This window comes from Vibrio owensii CAIM 1854 = LMG 25443, assembly GCF_000817815.1.
Lineage (GTDB): Bacteria > Pseudomonadota > Gammaproteobacteria > Enterobacterales > Vibrionaceae > Vibrio > Vibrio owensii.
This window is the reverse complement of sequence record NZ_JPRD01000004.1, coordinates 50,265-68,159: the sequence shown is the minus strand read 5'-3', so window position 1 is coordinate 68,159 and position 17,895 is coordinate 50,265. Positions and strand designations below refer to the sequence as shown.

Below are 17,895 nucleotides of genomic sequence, written 5' to 3'. Positions count from 1 at the left end.
ACCTATATCAGGACGGGTCAGCATTCAGGCTTAAGCTTCTTGCTTTTGAAGCTCAACTTGTTGTGCTTCTTCTTCCACTAGAGCATCAACGATAACGGCACATGCTGCGTCACCTGTGATGTTTAGTGCGGTACGAATCATATCGAAGATACGGTCAAGAGCGAACAGTAGTGGTAGACCTTCAATTGGGATACCTGCCGCTAGAAGTACAGCCACAACAAGGAATGAAGGACCAGGAACACCTGCTTGGCCTACTGCGCCTAGTGTAGAAGTGACGATGATCGCAATGTAAGCGCCCATGCCTAGGTCGATGTTGAACAATTGCGCGAAGAAAATGGCTACTAGGCCGTAGTAAATCGCGTTACCAGACATGTTGATGGTCGCGCCAAGAGGCAGAACAAATGATGCTGTTGAGTTGCGAACACCTAGCTCTTTCTCACACGTATCCATTGTTACTGGCAGTGTCGCCATTGAAGAAGCTGTAGAAAGTGCAACGGCTTGTGGCTTTTTCATTGCTGAAACGAACTTCTTCGCCGATGTCTTAGTGAACACGTGCACCATTGCTGGGTAAACCACGAAGCCGAACACTAGGATTGCCGCTACGTAAACAACGAACAGTTTGAATACCACCATCAGAGCACCAAAACCGAACGTACCTACCGCTTCAGCCATCAGACCAAATACACCGATAGGAGCAATGATCATCACCTTGTTGATCATCCAAACCATAGCGTCAACGATGCAGTTAACACCATTGATGATTGGCTCGCGACGTGATTTTTCTTGTTTTGAAATCGCGATACCGAAGAACATACAGAACACAAGGATCTGAAGGATGTTCGCTTCGTTTAGTGATTGGAAAACGTTAGTTGGGATCATACCAGTGATGGTTGCCCAGAAAGTCGGTAGCTCACCTTTTGAAGCGTATTCTGCTGAGAACATGCCCTCAACGCCAGAGACGTCGATGCCCATGCCCGGTTGGAATACTTCACCCATGACTAGCGCAAGTGCTACTGCTAGGGCGGATGTCAGACCGAAGTAACCTAGGGTTACCAAGCCCACTTTACCTGCAGATTGGCTGTTGCCTAGACCTGCCGCACCTGAGATAAGCGCTACTGCGACCAAAGGGATCACAAGCATCTTGATCAGGTTGATAAAGATTGCACCAAGTGGCGCGAATACAGTCGCACTTTGACCCATAAAGGCACCAACGGCAGTACCCACGATCATTGCAATGACGACTTGCACGCCAATGTTGTTTAGCAAACTCTTTTGTTTTAACACTTCCATAACCTCTGTGCTAATAAAATGTAAAATCCTAAAGTTACCCACCAATCTAAAGTTGTTATTTGGATAATTATATCGCCTTGCTTTTTACACTTATCATTCACAATTAGCAATACAATTCCGGTACAAACTCACCGACTAATTGAGAATTTATTGATTAACGATAGTTTTTTAACCAATAGCAATCGTTTGCTATTGTTTGGGGTAATGGTTTTGGTTGGTGTTGTTTATAAAACGGATGGTAACGGTGGGGTGGTTTTAGAAAGTGAATGTTAAAAAAAAGATCGATTCCGAATGTTTAATAAGGAATCGATCTCATATTCGTCAAATCAGTGATACGTTATTTTTGTGTTGCAGCTTTCATTGCAAAAACGAATTCACCTAGCTTGTCGAGCATAATTTGTGGCTGCTCAACGTTCGCTTCAATGATTTTTACCACGGCTGAACCAGAAATTGCACCAGCCGCACCAGATTCTAGTGCTTGTTTCACCTGTGCAGGCTCAGAGATGCCAAAACCAAGTAACGCTGGTGGCGCATCAAATTGGTTCAGTCTATCCAGCATATGACCTACAGGCATGTTTGCTTTGGTTTCTGCGCCAGTAACACCTGCACGAGAGAGTAGGTAAGTGTAGCCGCCACCTAACTCTGATACTTGCTTCAGTGTTTCATCACTTGCCGTTGGTGGTGCGATGAAGATTGGGTGAATACCAAACTTTTCTGCAGCAGCAACAAATTCGGCACTTTCATTAGTTGGTACATCTGCAATCAAAACAGAATCGATGCCTGCTTTTGCACAACGCTCATAGAAGTTCTCGATACCACGAGAGTAAACAAGGTTCGCGTACATCAGAAGACCAATAGGCAACTCTGGGTATTTAGCTCGGATCTTACCAATTTGCTCAAAGCAGATATCTGGTGTTGCACCTGAGTCTAACGCGCGAATGTTAGCGCCTTGGATGGTTGGGCCATCGGCTAGCGGATCTGAGAATGGAATACCAAGTTCAAGGGCATCTGCGCCAGACTCAACCAGTGTTTCCATGATTTTGTAAGATTGCTCTGCGTTTGGATCGCAAACCGTTACGAACGGTACAAATGCGCCTTGGTTCTTTTCGTTTAGGCGCGCAAACATCTTCTCATAACGGCTCATTAGATTGCTCCTTTTTCTTCTAGGATGGCATGTACAGTGAAGATATCTTTATCACCACGACCAGATAGGTTAACAACCAACAATTGCTCTTTTTCTGGGTTCTCACGAGCCATACGCAGTGCGTGTGCCACGGCGTGAGAAGATTCAAGTGCAGGGATGATGCCTTCATGGCGGGCAATCTCTTGGAATGCTTCTAGCGCTTCATCGTCCGTCACGTTGTCATATTCAGCACGGCCAATTGCGTTTAGGTGTGCGTGTTGTGGACCAACTGATGGGAAATCAAGGCCAGCAGATACTGAGTAAGACTCTTCAACTTGGCCGTTTGGATCTTGCATCAATGGCGCTTTCATACCAAAGAAGATGCCAGTTTTACCATGCTTAAGTGGCGCACCGTGCTGGTCAGTATCGATACCTTTACCTGCTGGCTCAACACCAATTAGGCGAACGCTTTCTTCTTCGATGAAGTCAGCAAACATACCAATCGCGTTTGAACCACCGCCCACACACGCGATAACTGCGTCAGGAAGACGCCCTTCACGTGCCAAAATCTGATTCTTCGTTTCTTCACCAATCATGCGTTGGAAGTCACGCACGATGGTTGGGAATGGGTGAGGACCTGCCGCTGTACCTAGTAGGTAATGCGCATCTTCATAAGTTGCAGACCAGTCGCGTAGCGCTTCGTTACATGCGTCTTTAAGTGTTGCTGAACCAGAGTGTACCGGAATAACTTCTGCGCCCATTAGCTTCATACGGAATACGTTCGGGCTCTGACGCTCAACGTCTTTGGCACCCATGTAAACTCGACACTTAAGGCCAAGTAGTGCACACGCTAGTGCGGTTGCAACACCGTGTTGACCTGCACCCGTTTCAGCGATGATTTCGTTTTTACCCATGCGTTTCGCAAGTAGCGCTTGACCTAACACTTGGTTGGTCTTGTGCGCGCCACCGTGAAGTAGGTCTTCACGTTTTAGGTACAGTTTGGTTTTCGTACCTTTGGTTAGGTTACGAGTTAGAGTCAAAGCCGTTGGACGGCCCGCATACTCTTGAAGAAGCGTCATGAATTCGCTGCGGAATTCTGGATCTTCTTGCGCGTCGATAAACGCTTGCTCTAGTTGCTCCAGTGCTGGAACTAGAATTTGCGGAACGTACTGACCGCCGTATTCGCCAAAGTAGGCATTCAGTTTTGCCATCGTTATATTCCTTCTCGTATTTTTCGCTACGAATAGCTTTAAATTTTTTAGCTGATATCCAGCTTTAGTAGTTGCGAATAGCAGTGAATGCCGCGAGCAACTTCTGTGAATCTTTTTTGCCTGGTGCGCTTTCTACACCAGAGTTTAAATCTAATCCCAAGCAACCTAGTGTCGCTGCTTGTTGAGCATTTTCTGGCGACAGTCCGCCCGCTAGCATAATTTGACTTGGGTCGCCGATCAGTGACCAGTCGAACACTTGGCCGGTACCGCCGGTTTGAGTGCCAACTTGCGCATCTAATAGATGGCGGTCAATGTTGTCTGCTAGCAGCTCTGGCTTGGCATCAGTCACGCCGTAAGCTTTCCAAATTTCTACTGTTGTTGGCAGTTCAGCTTTGAGTTGGTTTACGTAAGCTTGGTCTTCTTGACCGTGCAGTTGCACCGCTTTTAGACCCAAAGAGGTCACGACAGAAGCAACAAAATCGATATCGTGATTTTGGAAAACGCCTACGTAATTCAGTGGAGCACCGCTCATGGTTAAGCGAGCACCTTCAAGGTCAACCGCACGCTTCGACTTCTCGACAAAAATCAGGCCACCAAATACCGCACCAGCTTGATATGCTTTTGCTGCGTCATCTGGGTGCGTTAAGCCACACACTTTGTTTTCACCCAACGTCACTTTACGTACAGCAAGTTCTAAGTTGTCTTCCGCCATCAGTGAACTACCAATCAAGAAGCCGTCTGCGAATTCTGCTAAATCACGAACTTGTTGATGTGTATAAATGCCAGATTCTGAGATCACTGTTGCGTTAGGAGCCAGTTCACGAATGGTCGGTGCCAGTTCTTTCGTACGATTCAAATCAGTACTTAGGTCGCGCAAGTTACGATTATTGATGCCGATAACGCGAGCGCCTAGCTTAACGGCACGATGAAGCTCTTCTTCGTTGCTGACTTCGGTCAGGATACCCATGTTCAGGCTGTGTGCTGCTTCTTCTAGCGCTTTGTACTCTTCGTCATTTAGGACAGAAAGCATCAGTAGCACGGCATCAGCACTGTAATGACGTGCTAGGTAAACTTGGTAGGTATCTACCATGAAGTCTTTGCACAGAACGGGTTGTTTGACTTGACCACGTACTTGAGGAAGAAAATCAAAGTTACCTTGGAAGTACTTCTCGTCTGTTAGGACTGAAATTGCATCAGCATGGTTGTTGTAAACCGATGCAATGTAGTCCAAGTCGAAGTGATCACGAATCAAACCTTTAGAAGGAGATGCCTTCTTACATTCGGTGATGAATGCCGTCTTTTCGCCACTCAGAGCATCGTAGAAGCTGCGGTCCGATGGCTGCAAATCAGACTGAAATGTGCTTAGCGGTTGAGACACCTTACGGTCTGCTACCCACTGATATTTGTCGCGGACAATTTTCGCCAGTACTTCTGCCATTTCTGCTTCTTTCTTAGAAACGTGTTCAGACAGGTTGTCAGCTTGCTGAGTGTTGAAGTCAGTCATCTTCTTCAATTCCTTAAGCGTGTGCGGCAAGTTGTTGTACCAATTGGTACGCCTTGCCTGAATTCATTGCCTCAATCGCTTGTTGCGTGTTGGCTTTTAAATCTTCGTGGCCGAATAGACGCATTAGCAGAGCAACGTTCACCGCCACTGCGCCCAATTGTGCGTCTGTACCTTTACCCGTCAGAATATTGGTAATGATCGCTTTGTTTTCTTCAGGATCGCCACCTTTGATCGCTTCTAGTGGGTGCGCTTCTAGACCGAAGTCTGCAGGCGTTAGTTTGTATTCTGTGATCTTACCGTCTTTGATTTCGGCAACGGTTGTTTCACCGTGAATTGCCACTTCGTCCAAACCACTACCGTGTACTACAGCGGCACGCTTCATACCCATTTGTAGCATGGTTTCTGCGATAGGACGAACCAGTTCTTCACTGTAAACGCCCATCAATTCGATGTTAGGGCGAGCAGGGTTAATCAGTGGGCCAAGAATGTTAAAGATGGTGCGTGTTTTCATTGTTTGGCGCACTGGCATCGCATGGCGCACACCACCGTGGTATTGAGGTGCAAATAGGAAAGCGACACCAATATCGTCTACCGCTTTGCGCGTATCTTCTGCGCTCATAGCTAGGTTGATACCAAATGAATCAAGAAGGTCAGAAGAACCAGATTTGCTTGAAACGCTGCGGTTACCGTGTTTCGCTACTTTTAGACCACATGCTGCAGCAACAAACGCCGCAGTGGTTGAAATGTTGATGGTGTTGTGACCGTCACCGCCAGTACCTACGATATCTGCGAAATCATAATCTGGACGAGGGAATGGGTTTGCGTTTGCCAGCAGTGCTTTCGCTGCGCCCGCAATTTCATCCGGTGTCTCGCCTTTGATTTTTAGTGCAGTCAGTGCTGATACCATCAAAATTGGGTCTAGCTCACCACGGATGATGATGTCGAACAGCTGTTGGCTCTCTTCCTGAGTAAGCGATTCTTGCTCGTACAGTTTGGTAATAATAGGGTTGATGATTGCTTCCATATTTCCTCTCCTAAATTTCTTATGTGCCAAGTGCTTTTTAAGCAGTGAGTGGGTTCGCTGAAGTTTGTTCTTCAAGTGCCCATTCGATGGCATTGGCCAACAGTGTTGCTCCGTAGGTCGTCATAATAGATTCCGGGTGGAACTGGAACCCGCAAACTTTATCTTCTTCATGTACAACAGACATTACCAAGTTATCCACTTCTGCTGTGATGGTTAGGCTCTCAGGAACCTTGGTCGCAACCAGCGAGTGGTAACGTGCAATTGCAAGTGGTGATGGTAGGTTTTGGTAAATCGCATGGTTTTGGTGCTCCATCATAGAGACCTTACCGTGAATGATTTCGCCCGCGCCAGCAACGTTGCCGCCGTATGCTTCAACAATCGCTTGGTGACCAAGACAAATACCAATCATTGGCACTTTGCCCTTCATGCGTTGGATAAGCTCCGGCATTGAGCCTGCCTCTGACGGTGCACCTGGGCCTGGTGATAGCAGGACCACTGGGTTTTCAAGCTCATTTACCGCTTGTTCAATGGTTTCTGCTGGGATGTTGTTTCGGTAAATCTTGACTGAGTGACCTAGCGAGCGGAACTGATCCACAAGGTTGTAGGTGAACGAGTCAAAGTTGTCGATAAAAATGATATTAGCCATCTCTGAACCCTATTCCTTATTGTGACTTATGAGCTGCTTGGATAGCAGAGATTACCGCTTGTGCTTTGCCGCGTGTTTCGTCTGCTTCCGCTTGTGGATCAGAGTCGAACACCACGCCTGCACCAGCTTGAACTTGAGCAATACCGTTCTCAACGTACGCTGAGCGAATTACGATACATGTGTCGAGTGTGCCTTCACCAGTTAGGTAGCCCACAGCACCGCCGTAGCTACCGCGTCGTGCGCCTTCTACGTCGCGAATCAACTGCATTGCACGAATCTTTGGTGCACCAGTGAGTGTGCCCATGTTCATACATGCTTGATATGCGTGCAGCGCGTCTAGGTCTTCACGCAGTTGACCAACCACACGAGATACCAAGTGCATTACGTGGCTGTAGCGGTCGACTTTTAGAAGGTCTGCTACGTGGCGAGTGCCAGCTTGAGCAATACGAGCGACGTCGTTACGTGCTAAGTCAACCAGCATCATGTGTTCTGCGTTTTCTTTCATGTCGGTACGCAGTTCAAGTTCGATGCGGCTGTCTAGGTCGAAATCGATCTCGCCGTTAGGGCGCTTGCCGCGGCGACGAGTGCCTGCGATTGGATAGATTTCAATTTGGTTAGTGTCGGTTTCGTACTTAAGCGCACTTTCTGGTGATGCGCCAAACAGAGTGAACAGCTCATCTTGCATGTAGAACATGTAAGGGCTTGGGTTACTTTGTTTCAGTTCTTTGTAAGCCGCTAGTGGAGAAGGGCAAGGTAGAGTGAATCGGCGAGATGGTACAACTTGGAATACATCGCCTTTCACTACGAACTCTTTTAAGCCGCGAACAGTTTGGCAGAAGTCTGCATCAGATACGCTAGGTTCTACCGTTACGTCAGCGATTTGTTTTGCGCTTGGCAGTAGTTTTGGCGCTGCACACTGAGCGCTGATTTCTGCAATACGAGTCTCTAACGCTGTTTTCTCTGAACCATCAACAAACAACGTCGCTTGAAGCTGGCAAGATTCCGTTTGATGGTCGACAACAAGCAATGTTTCCGCGACGTAGAAAACGTAATCTGGACACTGATTTGTTGCTTCTGCATTACCAAGCGGCTCGAAGTTTGCGACTAAGTCGTAGGCAAACAGACCACCAAGGAAAATCGCGTGTTTGTCTTGCTGTGAAATATCAAAACTATGTTGAACCAAACGTAGCGCATCGAAAGAAGAGGCTTCACGTAGGCGAGAATCTTCATCTAACGTTTCGCATGGCTGGTCAAATTCTAAAGTTAGCGTTTCGCCATCGAACTTACTCTCAACATCACCACGGATGTTCTGGTTTAGGTGAGACAGTAGGTTTTTACCGTTGTTGGTCAAGGCGTGCATGCTAACGGTATGGCCGTAGCAGACAATGCGAACCGCTGAATCTACGATCAGCAGGGATTTCAAATCTTGCTTCGAATCGATCTCAGCAGATTCCAGCAACAGGCTGTCAGTTTTGTTCTCACATAAAGTGTGGAACAAACGAGTCGGGTCTTGAGTATAAGGGACGGAAGCCGTTAGCACTTCAAGCTGTCCAAGTTTCTTAATTTCAATGGCCTTGTTCACAAGACCTCCTTATAGCTGTTTTACATCTTCCTGCCGTACATAGTCGCATAAAGCAAAAGTTCACCCAATCAAGTTTTGGTCATATCCGATGAATGTTTGAGCAGTTGAATGTGAGATGGACGACAAAACAAAAAGCCCGCTGAAGTAGCGGGCTTTGTGACATTTAATTCTCTAAACTAGAAGTACACGTTCGCCCACCAAGAACTTGTCCAAATGCGCCACCAAGCAAGGTCAGCAGATTTCATCTTATTCAGACGAACTGCAACTTTCGCTTCCTGGTTTTGGTTAAATTCTTGTAACATGGTGAGCCTTAAATTAGGTACTTCGTATTTGCGTACTAGTTAACTAGTGCAGAGGTAAAAAGTCAACCCCAAAACAGCATTAAAACGACAAAAAGATGAGAATTGATTTACACAGTCACACCACCGCGTCAGATGGTCGATTTGCACCACACGATTTAGTGGATAGGGCATTGAGTTTTGATATCGAGGTTTTGGCGATCACGGATCATGATACGGTTGACGGCTTAGCTCCGGCCAAGCAATACGTTGAAGAGAATAGTCTGCCGATAAAAATCATCAACGGTATAGAAATTTCGACTGTTTGGCAGAACAAAGACATCCATATTGTTGGATTGAACATCGATCCAGAAAGTCCTGCGCTGGCTGAGCTGATTCAACAGCAAAAAGCGCATCGTGTTGCCAGAGCAGAGATGATTGCTGAACGTTTGCAAAAAGCGACTCGCGAAGGTGTGCTAGAAGAAGTTCAGCAAATCGCGGGTGATGCGCCGATCACTCGTGCACACTTTGCCAAGTGGTTGGTGGATAATGGTTATGCCAAAAACATGCAGATGGTGTTCAAGAAATTTCTAACCCGTTCTAACCCAGGTTACGTGCCACCAAATTGGTGCTCTATGAAAGATGCGGTTGATGCAATTCATGCTGCTGGAGGCTCTGCTGTTCTTGCGCATCCGGGTCGTTATCAACTGACTGCGAAGTGGGTGAAACGCCTATTAGCCGCGTTTGTTGAAGCGGGTGGGGATGCAATGGAAGTGGCACAGCCTCAACAAGCGCAACAAGAAAGACGCAACTTGGCTGATTATGCTATACAATACAAACTATTAGCTTCTCAAGGCAGCGACTTTCACTATCCATCTCCGTGGATGGAATTGGGAAGAAACCTCTGGTTACCCGCGGGCGTAGAACCAGTTTGGAAAGATTGGGGTATTGATCCTTCGTTGGATAACGCTCAACAAGACGAAATCGAGAACCGATAAAAATATAGAGCCGAGAGGTTCGATAATGAGGAATTACAATGAGCCAGTTTTTTTACGTTCACCCAGAAAACCCACAGGCTCGCTTGATCAATCAAGCAGTAGCAATCATTCGTAGCGGCGGTGTAGTGGTTTACCCAACCGACTCAGGTTACGCACTAGGCTGTCAGTTAGAAAACAAACAGGCGTTGGAACGTATTTGTCAGATCCGCCGTCTGGATGATAAGCACAACTTTACTTTGTTGTGTCGTGATTTGTCGGAGCTTTCTTTGTACGCACGAGTAGATAACGCGGCATTCCGACTACTGAAAAATAACACGCCGGGTCCTTACACTTTCATCTTCAAGGGCACAAAAGAAGTGCCGCGTCGTTTGATGAATGCAAAACGTAAGACCATCGGTATTCGTGTACCCGATAACCGCATTGCACTAGACCTGTTGGAAGCACTTGGTGAACCAATGATGTCTACGTCACTTATCCTACCGGGTAGCGATGTGACGGAATCGGACCCAGAAGATATTCGTGACAAACTAGAGCATGCTGTAGACGTGATTCTTAATGGTGGTTACTTAGGTGAACAACCAACAACGGTTATCGACTTCAGCGAAGGTGAAGCGGTTGTTGTTCGTGTTGGATCTGGCGACCCGGCACCATTTGAGTAACTGGTTTTACTCTTAACAAAACAAGAAAGGGAGGCGTGAATGCCTCCCTTTTATTTTGAATCAGTTTATTTTTGATTCAATGGAATGGTGACAGTTTAGGCGAAATCGAAGATATCGATACCGTGGTGCTCAATGTAGTTGATGTAGCCTGCATCAATACCTTTCAGTGTCACTTCTACATTAAACTCGTCACTTGAGTAGACTGCCCAACCGAAGTCGTTGTAAGACAGAGTCAAGTCGTCCGCCGAGTCCAAGAACGTATCGCGAATACCATCGTTGTTGGTATCTAAACCCATATCAAAGACAAGCTTGTCGTGACAAATGTTGAAGTCGAGAATTTCTGATTTCACTTCGATGTCGTTTGAAGAAACAGGCTGATCGGGAACGCCAACAGCAAGACGGTTGGTCATTACGAACGTGTCATCGCCGCCACCGCCAGCAATTACAGAATGACCATCACCGACAACTACGGTGTCGTCACCCCATCCCGCATTGATAAAGTTGTTGCCTGAGTAGTCGAAAATTGTATCGTCACCACAACCACCAAATAACAGGTCATTACCTAAGCCGCCAGACAAGTAATCATCGCCTGAACCGCCTGAGAGTAGGTCATTCCCTCTGCCACCTAGTAGGGTATCGTCACCACGACCACCGAAGACATAGTCGTTTCCACCAAAGCCAACAAACTTATCGTCGCCGCCAAAGCCGACAAAAATGTCAGTCGTGTCCGAGCCTTTTGTGCCGGTCATATTGTCATCTTCTGAGGTGCCAAATATCCAATTTAGGTCAAGATTTGTATGAGACATTTATTATTCCTTTTCATCTGATTAAGGGAGCTAGCAAGCTGTAGGGTTATCTTTCTTATAGCCCTGACAATTTTATCAGGTAGGGGATTTTTTAAGAGGTGGACACAGACCCATAATAGTGCGGTTCTAATGCCGATGAGTCTGGTACTAAGTTGGAGAAGATGATGAGTTTAGTGTGAGTTTCCGAAGGACATTCTGCAGTGACAATATCGACGATTTTGCTTACATTAAATCAGAGAATCTCGTATAATGTCCGACCGAAAAAATCCCAATAGGTTGGGTAACTTGCACAATTGAAGACCAATTCTGGTCTCGACGTCTGTGAAGACGACACATAGGTAGATAAATGAGCGAAAAGTTACAAAAAGTATTAGCACGTGCTGGACACGGTTCTCGTCGTGAGATTGAATCGTTAATTAAATCTGGTCGCGTTAGCGTGAACGGAATCGTAGCTAAACTTGGTGAAAGACTAGAAGATGAGAACAGCGTAGTTCGTATCGATGGTCACATTGTGTCTGCAAAGGCACAAGAAGAAGTGATCTGTCGTGTATTGGCTTACTACAAGCCAGAAGGTGAACTATGTACTCGTCACGACCCTGAAGGTCGTCGCACTGTTTTCGATCGTCTGCCAAAAATTCGTGGCTCTCGTTGGATTTCAGTTGGTCGTCTTGATGCGAACACATCTGGCCTACTGCTTTTCACAACTGATGGTGAATTGGCAAACCGCCTAATGCACCCAAGCCGTCAGGTTGAGCGTGAATACCTAGTGCGTGTGTTTGGTGAAGTGAACGAGAAAAAAGTTCGTAACCTAGTAAGTGGTGTAGAACTTGAAGATGGTATGGCTCGTTTTGAAGACGTAGTACACGCGGGTGGTGAAGGTATGAACCACACGTTCTACGTAGTGATTAACGAAGGTCGTAACCGTGAGGTTCGTCGTTTGTGGGAATCTCAAGAATGTACGGTTAGCCGTCTAAAACGTGTTCGTTACGGTGATATCTTCCTAGACAAGAAACTACCTCGTGGTGGTTGGATGGAACTTGACCTGAAAGAAGTGAACTACCTGCGTGAGCTTGTAGAACTTCGTCCAGAGAAAGAAACCATGCTTGATCTGAACAAAGACAACACATCACGTAAGCGTGAACGTGCTCGTAGCCAAAAAATCCGTCGCGCAGTGAAGCGTCACGAAGAGCGTGTTAACACACCAAAAGGTCGCAGCAACAACCCTTCTCGTCGTAAGCCGAAGAAGACTGCAGGTGACCAAGGTGCACGTAACAAGCATCGTTAATCGATAGCAGAAAATCAGAAAGGCTTGCCAAATCGGCAAGCCTTTTTCTTATCGAGCCTTTCGAGCTTATGAGCTTTCATGTCTTTCAATCATGCTCGTGCAATTAATAAACATAAAAAAACACCAGCATGAGGCTGGTGTTTTTGATCATGATAGGGAAAGCGTTAGTCACGTTTCCAAAGCATATGACAGAACTTATGTTCTGGGTCTCGACTGATTAGCATACGAGCAAAAACGTCATCAAGCACGTCATTTTCCTCGTTTACTAAGCCGATTCGAACTTCTGCATACACTTCTTTGTCGATATCGAAGCCAACGTGTTCAACCCAGTCATCACCGGTTTCAACAAGTTCTGCGGCACCACGATCTTCAAATTGCGCAGTAAACAGAATGACATCAGCGGGCTCTAGGTTATCTGGAGCCATCTCAAGGAAGATGTCGTACGCAGCGTCGATAACGTCGTCGTAAGAAATCAAATCAGACATGCTTATGCTCGGCTCATGTATTTACGTTCAGTCGTGTTAATGATAACACGGTCACCAGTTGCGATGTATTCAGGAACTTGGATTACAAGACCTGAAGCAAAGCGTGCTGGTTTAGTACGTGCAGATGCAGAAGCACCTTTGATTGAAGGGTCAGTTTCTTCAATCACTAGCTCCACAGAAGATGGTAGTTCGATACCCACAGCAGCACCGTTCACAAGGATAATGTGGATACCTTGTGTGTCTTCGTTGATGAACAGCATGTCGTCTTCAACTTCATTGTGCTTGAATGTGTATTGTGAGTAGTCTTCGTTGTCCATGAAGATGTGCTCATCGCCGTCAGCGTATGAGTACACAACTGCACGTTTGTTCATTTCTACTGTTTCAACAACATCATCAGACTTGTAACGCTCGTCTACACGAGCACCAGTGTTCAGATCTGTACAACGCATTTTGTAGATTTTAGCGCCGCCACGACCGCCAGGAGTCGTTACTTCGATGTCTTTAACTAGAAGAGTTTTACCATTAGACTCGATTGCGAAGCCTTTTTTGATTTCACTTGCCTTTGGCATTGTATTTTCCTATTACACTTATTAAGCAAAACTTGGTGATTATAGCGCTAAGTTCTTTGTCTGGCATTAAAATTCCACTCAGTAATTTGAACATTAATAAGGAGATGAATAGGCTTGATCCAAACGTAATGCTGGTGGATCATATAGCCCTTCGTCCGTTAAAAGCTTGAGATCGCGTTTTCTTCAATGTCTCTCCCTATTATCGATCCAAAACATCCTTTCCAACGTGAATTCGAACCTCTGCTCAGAGAAGTTCTCGCATGCCTAAAAGGTGGGCTTGGCGCAAACTTGCACAGTGTTTACGTCTACGGTAGCGTGGCCCGTAAGTCTGCGGTCGCAGGTAGATCGAATCTTGATATGGTGGTTGTGACAAAGGCGGACTTTGAAAACAACCGCGCCACGTTACTAAACACCATCAAATGGCGAGCACAGCAAGGGTATCCTCACGTGAAAGGGGTGTCGATTCGCACGGCGTTGGTCAATGAAGTAGCCAATCTCGATAGCATTTTTACTTGGGGTTTTATGCTCAAGCATTGCTGTGTGTGTGTTTATGGTGATGATCTGGCAGATTGCTTTGGTGATTATGTACCAAGTTGGGAGATTGCCAAGCACTGGAACATGGATGTGGAAGATTGGCTGTCGGTGTATCGTACCAAGATTGTACAAGCACAAAGTGTTGAAGAGCTGGTCAGTGCTCAAGTTATTATCGCCAAGAAACTGCTTCGCGCTTCGTATTCTTTAATCATGTATCGTGATAAACGTTGGTTTGACGACCCGCTTAAATGTGGCGAAGTGTTTTTGCAGTATCACCCAGAAAAGCAACTTGAGATAGAACGCCTTGGTATTCTGCTCTCTGGACGTCCTATCCCTAAACGCTCTGTGGTTGGGTTATTGGACGGTTTTGGCGATTGGTTAGTAAAGCAATATCAGAAAACCGAATTCCGCATTGGTTAACGCCAACAGCGTTAGCGCCTTTCCAATTTCGAATCTGATTTAGAACAGCCCCATCTGTGGTGCAGATAACTGCTCGAAGTCTGTGCCAATGAACGGCAAAATAGCATCCGCGATCGGTTTTAGCTGTTTATCAATATAATGCTGATAGTCGATAGGGCTATTGAGATACTCGTGTGGCTCAGGTCCATTCACTGTAATTAAGTATTCTATTCGACCTCGGTTTTGATATTGTAGAGGGCGGCCGAGTTTGGCATTGATGTCGTCGGCTAAACGCGCAGCACGTACTTGGGGCGGAATGTTTTTCTGATACTCATGCAATTTGCGTCGCAAGCGCTTTTGATACACCAACTGCTCATCAAACTCTCCCGCATTGGTCTTCTCAACCATCTCTCGCACGTAATCACTAGGGTCTTCACCATGGAAGATCATTTGGTACAAGGTGTTTTGGAAACGCTGCGCCAGCGGTGTCCAGTCGGTGCGTGCGCTCTCTAACCCTTTAAAGATGATACGTTCTTTTTCACCTTCACCAATCAGACCAGCGTAGCGTTTCTTTGAGCCAGTTTCTGCGCCTCGAATAGTCGGCATCAAGAACTTGCGATAATGGGTTTCGTATTCTAGCTCAAGAATCGAATTGAGATTGTATTCATCACGAAGGTGATCACCCCACCATTGATTAATGTATTCGACCAGTTCAATACCAATCTTATCGGCATCTGCTTGGCTATACGGACCATTTAACGACACAAAAGTTGAATCGGTATCGCCATAAATCACTTGATAGCCTTTGGCTTCGATCAGCACCTTGGTTTGCTTCATAATTTCGTGCCCACGCATGGTGATGCTTGAAGCAAGGCGCGTATCAAAGAAACGACAACCGGAAGAACCAAGCACGCCATAGAAAGAGTTCATGATGATTTTGATAGCTTGCGAGAAGGCTTTCTCATTGTTCTTCTTTGCGACGTCGCGGGCTGCCCAGAGCTTTTCGATCATCTCGGGTAGAAAGTGTTTCGAGCGATGGAACTGACCACCACGAAATCCCGGTACCGCTTCATCTTCTGCTTTGCCGATTTCAAGCTGTAAGCCCTCGACCAAACCCATGGGGTCAATCAAGAATGAGCGAATAATAGAGGGGTAAAGACTCTTAAAATCGAGCACCAATACGGAATCGTAAAGGTTCGGGATAGAGTCCATCACATAGCCCCCTGGGCTGGCGATCCAGTTTTCTGGATGCAGATTTGGCGCAACATAACCAGCTCGGTGGATTTGCGGCAAATACAAATTAGTAAACGCGGCCACAGAGCCCCCGACGCGATCCAGTTCTACACCTGTTAGGCGAGAGCGTTCAATCGCAAAGTCGAGTAGGTGAGTGTGGTCGAAAATCTTGTTTACCAACACGCAATCTTGCAGGTTGTATTTAGCCAGAGATGGTTTGTCTGAACGGTACATGCGATTGATTTCATCCATTCGGTCATGCACGTTATGGATTTCTTTACCTTCGCCGAGCAGCTCTTGGGAAACGGACTCAAGTGACCACGAGCGGAAGTGGTACGTCGCGGTTTTAAGCGTATCGATACCATCCAGCACCACACGACCGAGAATAGAGATAAAACCTTGTTGGCTTTGCGCGGAGCTACGGAAAAAACTTGGCTGGTCAGCTCGGCCTAACATCAACTTCATGTTGTGCCACTCAGCGCGTTTATGCAGCAGGCGGAAGTCGAAGTCGATAACGTTCCAACCAACAATCACATCTGGGTCAAATTGCTTAAACCACGCGATTAAAGCATCGAGCAAAGCCTTCTCGTCTTTTACCCATTGAATTGGCGTGTCTGATTGTTCCGGTTCGCCAATCATAATCACGCGTGAATCAACAGGGCTATCTAAACCAATCGAGTAGAGGATGCCTTTTTCAGAACACTCTAAATCGAGGGAGACCACATGTAATTTAGGTTGGTATTCGCCTGTTCGACACTTAGCGTTTTGGACGCGTTGGAATCCGTTTCGAGATTGTAGATTCCCAGTAAACTCCATGCTGCCTTTTATAAAGCGTTCCATCAGATAACGGTCGGCAAGCCGTACATCGCCCTCGAAATGAACGATGTCGTTTTGCTTAAGTTCATCTTGTAGGGCGAACGCGTCTTTTGTGGTCTGGGTATAACATGCAGCTAAAGGCGTGAGTTGGAAGTTCTTTAATTCTAGCGGGCGTATGTCGACAGCAATTTGTTTAGAAGTGGCAAATTGCTTGGTTTGTTCGATTTGCGCTTGTTCAATAAAGAAGACAGGTCTTTCTCCTTGAATCAACAATTGGGTCGGACCATTCTCGGTCGAAAGCCACAACTCTATTTGAGTTTGACCTTTGATGTCTCGGGCTTGGCGAGTGAGAAGGAAGCCTTGTTGGATGTTCAATAGAGAGAAACCTTGTAAATCAGTGAAGAACGTATTCTATCATTAAGAACTGTAAAAATAACCAGTGAAAAGTAATGCTCTATTTTGCTGGTTAAATCGTAGTGCCTTGGGTGTACAAAAGCTGAGATAGGTCGCTTATGGAATAACCATTTATGGGTGATATTGCGTTTTGCTGAGCAAAGTGAAATCTAGCTGCTTGATTTATTGGAGCTTATGTTGTTAATTAGCTTGTCTTAAAATTCGGCTTTGCACAGAGCACACTCAAATAATAGAGTGGTTTATGAATAAGTTCTTGCCAAACTTTGCGTTTAAGCACATATTCATAGAAAGCAATTTTTTGCCATATGCGTTAGTATATAGGCACTCATACTGATATCCACATTTGACAAATGTTATGTGGGTGCAGAGCCAATAAAAGTGTGGAGATACAAGTTTGATAAATGTTTTCCTTGTAGATGATCACGAGCTGGTTCGCACAGGGATACGACGTATTATTGAAGACGTCCGTGGAATGAACGTAGCAGGAGAAGCTGACAGCGGTGAAGAAGCAGTAAAATGGTGTCGTAGTAATCATGCTGACGTCGTTTTAATGGATATGAACATGCCAGGAATAGGCGGCTTGGAAGCCACGAAAAAGATTCTTCGCGTGAATCCTGATGTAAAAATCATCGTATTAACCGTTCATACGGAAAATCCGTTCCCAACTAAAGTGATGCAGGCGGGTGCTTCTGGTTATTTAACTAAAGGCGCGGGTCCTGATGAAATGGTTAACGCAATTCGTGTGGTTAATAGTGGGCAGCGTTACATCTCGCCAGAGATTGCGCAGCAGATGGCATTGAGTCAATTCTCACCTGCCTCAGAAAACCCATTTAAAGACCTTTCTGAACGCGAACTGCAGATCATGATGATGATCACCAAAGGCCAGAAAGTAACGGATATTTCTGAACAATTGAATTTAAGTCCAAAAACAGTCAACAGTTACCGCTACCGACTGTTTAGCAAACTGGACATTAATGGTGACGTTGAGTTAACACACTTAGCGATCCGCCACGGAATGCTGGACACCGAGACCCTTTAG

Annotated in this window: 17 protein-coding genes and 1 other annotated feature; of the genes, 5 read left to right on the top strand and 12 right to left on the bottom strand. The window is 46.0% G+C overall.

The genetic code is table 11. The features are described 5' to 3' along the window. Nucleotides 1–30: 30 nt before the first annotated feature. The 8 genes from H735_RS01475 to trpL2 all read right to left on the bottom strand — a co-directional run bounded on the left by H735_RS01475 (nt 31) and on the right by trpL2 (nt 8,682). Nucleotides 31–1,290 carry a dicarboxylate/amino acid:cation symporter gene (locus H735_RS01475; protein ID WP_009706921.1) on the bottom strand — a complete coding sequence of 420 codons (1,260 nt, stop codon included), beginning with the start codon at nt 1,288–1,290 and terminating at the stop codon, nt 31–33. A gap of 337 nt (nt 1,291–1,627) precedes the next feature. Further along, entirely contained in the window at nt 1,628–2,434 is an 807-nt protein-coding gene (trpA, locus tag H735_RS01470) for a tryptophan synthase subunit alpha (RefSeq protein ID WP_020197116.1), read from the bottom strand. Continuing rightward, on the bottom strand, nt 2,434–3,624 hold the full coding sequence (gene trpB, locus H735_RS01465) for a tryptophan synthase subunit beta (RefSeq protein WP_005376781.1): 1,191 nt from the start codon (nt 3,622–3,624) through the stop codon (nt 2,434–2,436). The genes trpA and trpB overlap by 1 nt, the downstream gene beginning before the upstream one ends. Nucleotides 3,625–3,688: 64 nt before the next feature. Continuing rightward, a complete protein-coding gene (gene trpCF, locus H735_RS01460; RefSeq protein ID WP_020197115.1) occupies nt 3,689–5,128 on the bottom strand; it encodes a bifunctional indole-3-glycerol-phosphate synthase TrpC/phosphoribosylanthranilate isomerase TrpF in 1,440 nt (479 codons plus the stop codon). A 13-nt stretch (nt 5,129–5,141) separates the two neighbouring features. Further along, on the bottom strand, nt 5,142–6,152 hold the full coding sequence (gene trpD, locus H735_RS01455) for an anthranilate phosphoribosyltransferase (protein ID WP_020197114.1): 1,011 nt from the start codon (nt 6,150–6,152) through the stop codon (nt 5,142–5,144). Nucleotides 6,153–6,189: 37 nt separating this feature from the next. After that, nucleotides 6,190–6,798, bottom strand: a complete 609-nt coding sequence (locus H735_RS01450) for an aminodeoxychorismate/anthranilate synthase component II (RefSeq protein ID WP_020197113.1) — start codon at nt 6,796–6,798, stop codon at nt 6,190–6,192. A gap of 16 nt (nt 6,799–6,814) precedes the next feature. Beyond that, entirely contained in the window at nt 6,815–8,380 is a 1,566-nt protein-coding gene (locus H735_RS01445; protein WP_020197112.1) for an anthranilate synthase component 1, read from the bottom strand. Between the two features lie 126 nt (nt 8,381–8,506). Beyond that, nucleotides 8,507–8,610 (bottom strand) — a sequence feature (Trp leader region). Then, nucleotides 8,557–8,682, bottom strand: a complete 126-nt coding sequence (trpL2, locus tag H735_RS01440; RefSeq protein WP_020197111.1) for a tryptophan operon leader peptide — start codon at nt 8,680–8,682, stop codon at nt 8,557–8,559. It overlaps the preceding feature by 54 nt. 95 nt (nt 8,683–8,777) lie before the next feature. Between trpL2 and rnm the strand changes: the two genes are divergently transcribed. After that, nucleotides 8,778–9,656: an RNase RNM gene (gene rnm / locus H735_RS01435; protein ID WP_009706914.1), complete on the top strand. Its 879-nt coding sequence runs from the start codon at nt 8,778–8,780 to the stop codon at nt 9,654–9,656. Between the two features lie 38 nt (nt 9,657–9,694). Beyond that, nucleotides 9,695–10,315, top strand: coding sequence for an L-threonylcarbamoyladenylate synthase (locus tag H735_RS01430; RefSeq protein ID WP_020197110.1), 621 nt, complete (start codon nt 9,695–9,697; stop codon nt 10,313–10,315). 95 nt (nt 10,316–10,410) lie between these two features. Here H735_RS01430 and H735_RS01425 read toward each other — a convergent pair whose 3' ends face one another. After that, entirely contained in the window at nt 10,411–11,121 is a 711-nt protein-coding gene (locus H735_RS01425; protein ID WP_020197109.1) for a calcium-binding protein, read from the bottom strand. A 346-nt stretch (nt 11,122–11,467) separates the two neighbouring features. Here H735_RS01425 and rluB point away from each other — a divergent pair, with 346 nt between their 5' ends. Beyond that, nucleotides 11,468–12,406, top strand: coding sequence for a 23S rRNA pseudouridine(2605) synthase RluB (gene rluB, locus H735_RS01420; protein ID WP_005445061.1), 939 nt, complete (start codon nt 11,468–11,470; stop codon nt 12,404–12,406). Nucleotides 12,407–12,570: 164 nt separating this feature from the next. On the opposite strand, the gene H735_RS01415 is transcribed toward rluB, so the two are convergent. Beyond that, nucleotides 12,571–12,891: an HI1450 family dsDNA-mimic protein gene (locus tag H735_RS01415; RefSeq protein WP_005431208.1), complete on the bottom strand. Its 321-nt coding sequence runs from the start codon at nt 12,889–12,891 to the stop codon at nt 12,571–12,573. Nucleotides 12,892–12,893: 2 nt separating this feature from the next. Beyond that, complete coding sequence (gene efpL, locus H735_RS01410; RefSeq protein ID WP_005445063.1) at nt 12,894–13,460, bottom strand: elongation factor P-like protein EfpL; 567 nt, start codon at nt 13,458–13,460, stop codon at nt 12,894–12,896. A gap of 186 nt (nt 13,461–13,646) precedes the next feature. Between efpL and H735_RS01405 the strand changes: the two genes are divergently transcribed. Continuing rightward, nucleotides 13,647–14,414 (top strand): nucleotidyltransferase family protein, encoded by a 768-nt coding sequence (locus H735_RS01405; protein WP_020197108.1) that lies wholly within the window; start codon nt 13,647–13,649, stop codon nt 14,412–14,414. A gap of 39 nt (nt 14,415–14,453) precedes the next feature. Here H735_RS01405 and H735_RS01400 read toward each other — a convergent pair whose 3' ends face one another. Further along, nucleotides 14,454–16,817, bottom strand: a complete 2,364-nt coding sequence (locus H735_RS01400) for a DNA polymerase II (protein WP_020197107.1) — start codon at nt 16,815–16,817, stop codon at nt 14,454–14,456. A 433-nt stretch (nt 16,818–17,250) separates the two neighbouring features. Here H735_RS01400 and uvrY point away from each other — a divergent pair, with 433 nt between their 5' ends. Next, nucleotides 17,251–17,895 carry a UvrY/SirA/GacA family response regulator transcription factor gene (uvrY, locus tag H735_RS01395; RefSeq protein ID WP_005434947.1) on the top strand — a complete coding sequence of 215 codons (645 nt, stop codon included), beginning with the start codon at nt 17,251–17,253 and terminating at the stop codon, nt 17,893–17,895.

Bases quoted from the DNA above. Each gene is read 5' to 3' on its own strand.
- H735_RS01475 (WP_009706921.1), bottom strand. From the start codon at position 1,290: ATGGAAGTGTTAAAACAAAAGAGTTTGCTAAACAACATTGGCGTGCAA.
- trpA (WP_020197116.1), bottom strand. From the start codon at position 2,434: ATGAGCCGTTATGAGAAGATGTTTGCGCGCCTAAACGAAAAGAACCAA.
- trpB (WP_005376781.1), bottom strand. From the start codon at position 3,624: ATGGCAAAACTGAATGCCTACTTTGGCGAATACGGCGGTCAGTACGTT.
- trpCF (WP_020197115.1), bottom strand. From the start codon at position 5,128: ATGACTGACTTCAACACTCAGCAAGCTGACAACCTGTCTGAACACGTT.
- trpD (WP_020197114.1), bottom strand. From the start codon at position 6,152: ATGGAAGCAATCATCAACCCTATTATTACCAAACTGTACGAGCAAGAA.
- H735_RS01450 (WP_020197113.1), bottom strand. From the start codon at position 6,798: ATGGCTAATATCATTTTTATCGACAACTTTGACTCGTTCACCTACAAC.
- trpL2 (WP_020197111.1), bottom strand. From the start codon at position 8,682: ATGTTACAAGAATTTAACCAAAACCAGGAAGCGAAAGTTGCAGTTCGT.
- rnm (WP_009706914.1), top strand. From the start codon at position 8,778: ATGAGAATTGATTTACACAGTCACACCACCGCGTCAGATGGTCGATTT.
- H735_RS01430 (WP_020197110.1), top strand. From the start codon at position 9,695: ATGAGCCAGTTTTTTTACGTTCACCCAGAAAACCCACAGGCTCGCTTG.
- H735_RS01425 (WP_020197109.1), bottom strand. From the start codon at position 11,121: ATGTCTCATACAAATCTTGACCTAAATTGGATATTTGGCACCTCAGAA.
- rluB (WP_005445061.1), top strand. From the start codon at position 11,468: ATGAGCGAAAAGTTACAAAAAGTATTAGCACGTGCTGGACACGGTTCT.
- H735_RS01415 (WP_005431208.1), bottom strand. From the start codon at position 12,891: ATGTCTGATTTGATTTCTTACGACGACGTTATCGACGCTGCGTACGAC.
- efpL (WP_005445063.1), bottom strand. From the start codon at position 13,460: ATGCCAAAGGCAAGTGAAATCAAAAAAGGCTTCGCAATCGAGTCTAAT.
- H735_RS01405 (WP_020197108.1), top strand. From the start codon at position 13,647: ATGTCTCTCCCTATTATCGATCCAAAACATCCTTTCCAACGTGAATTC.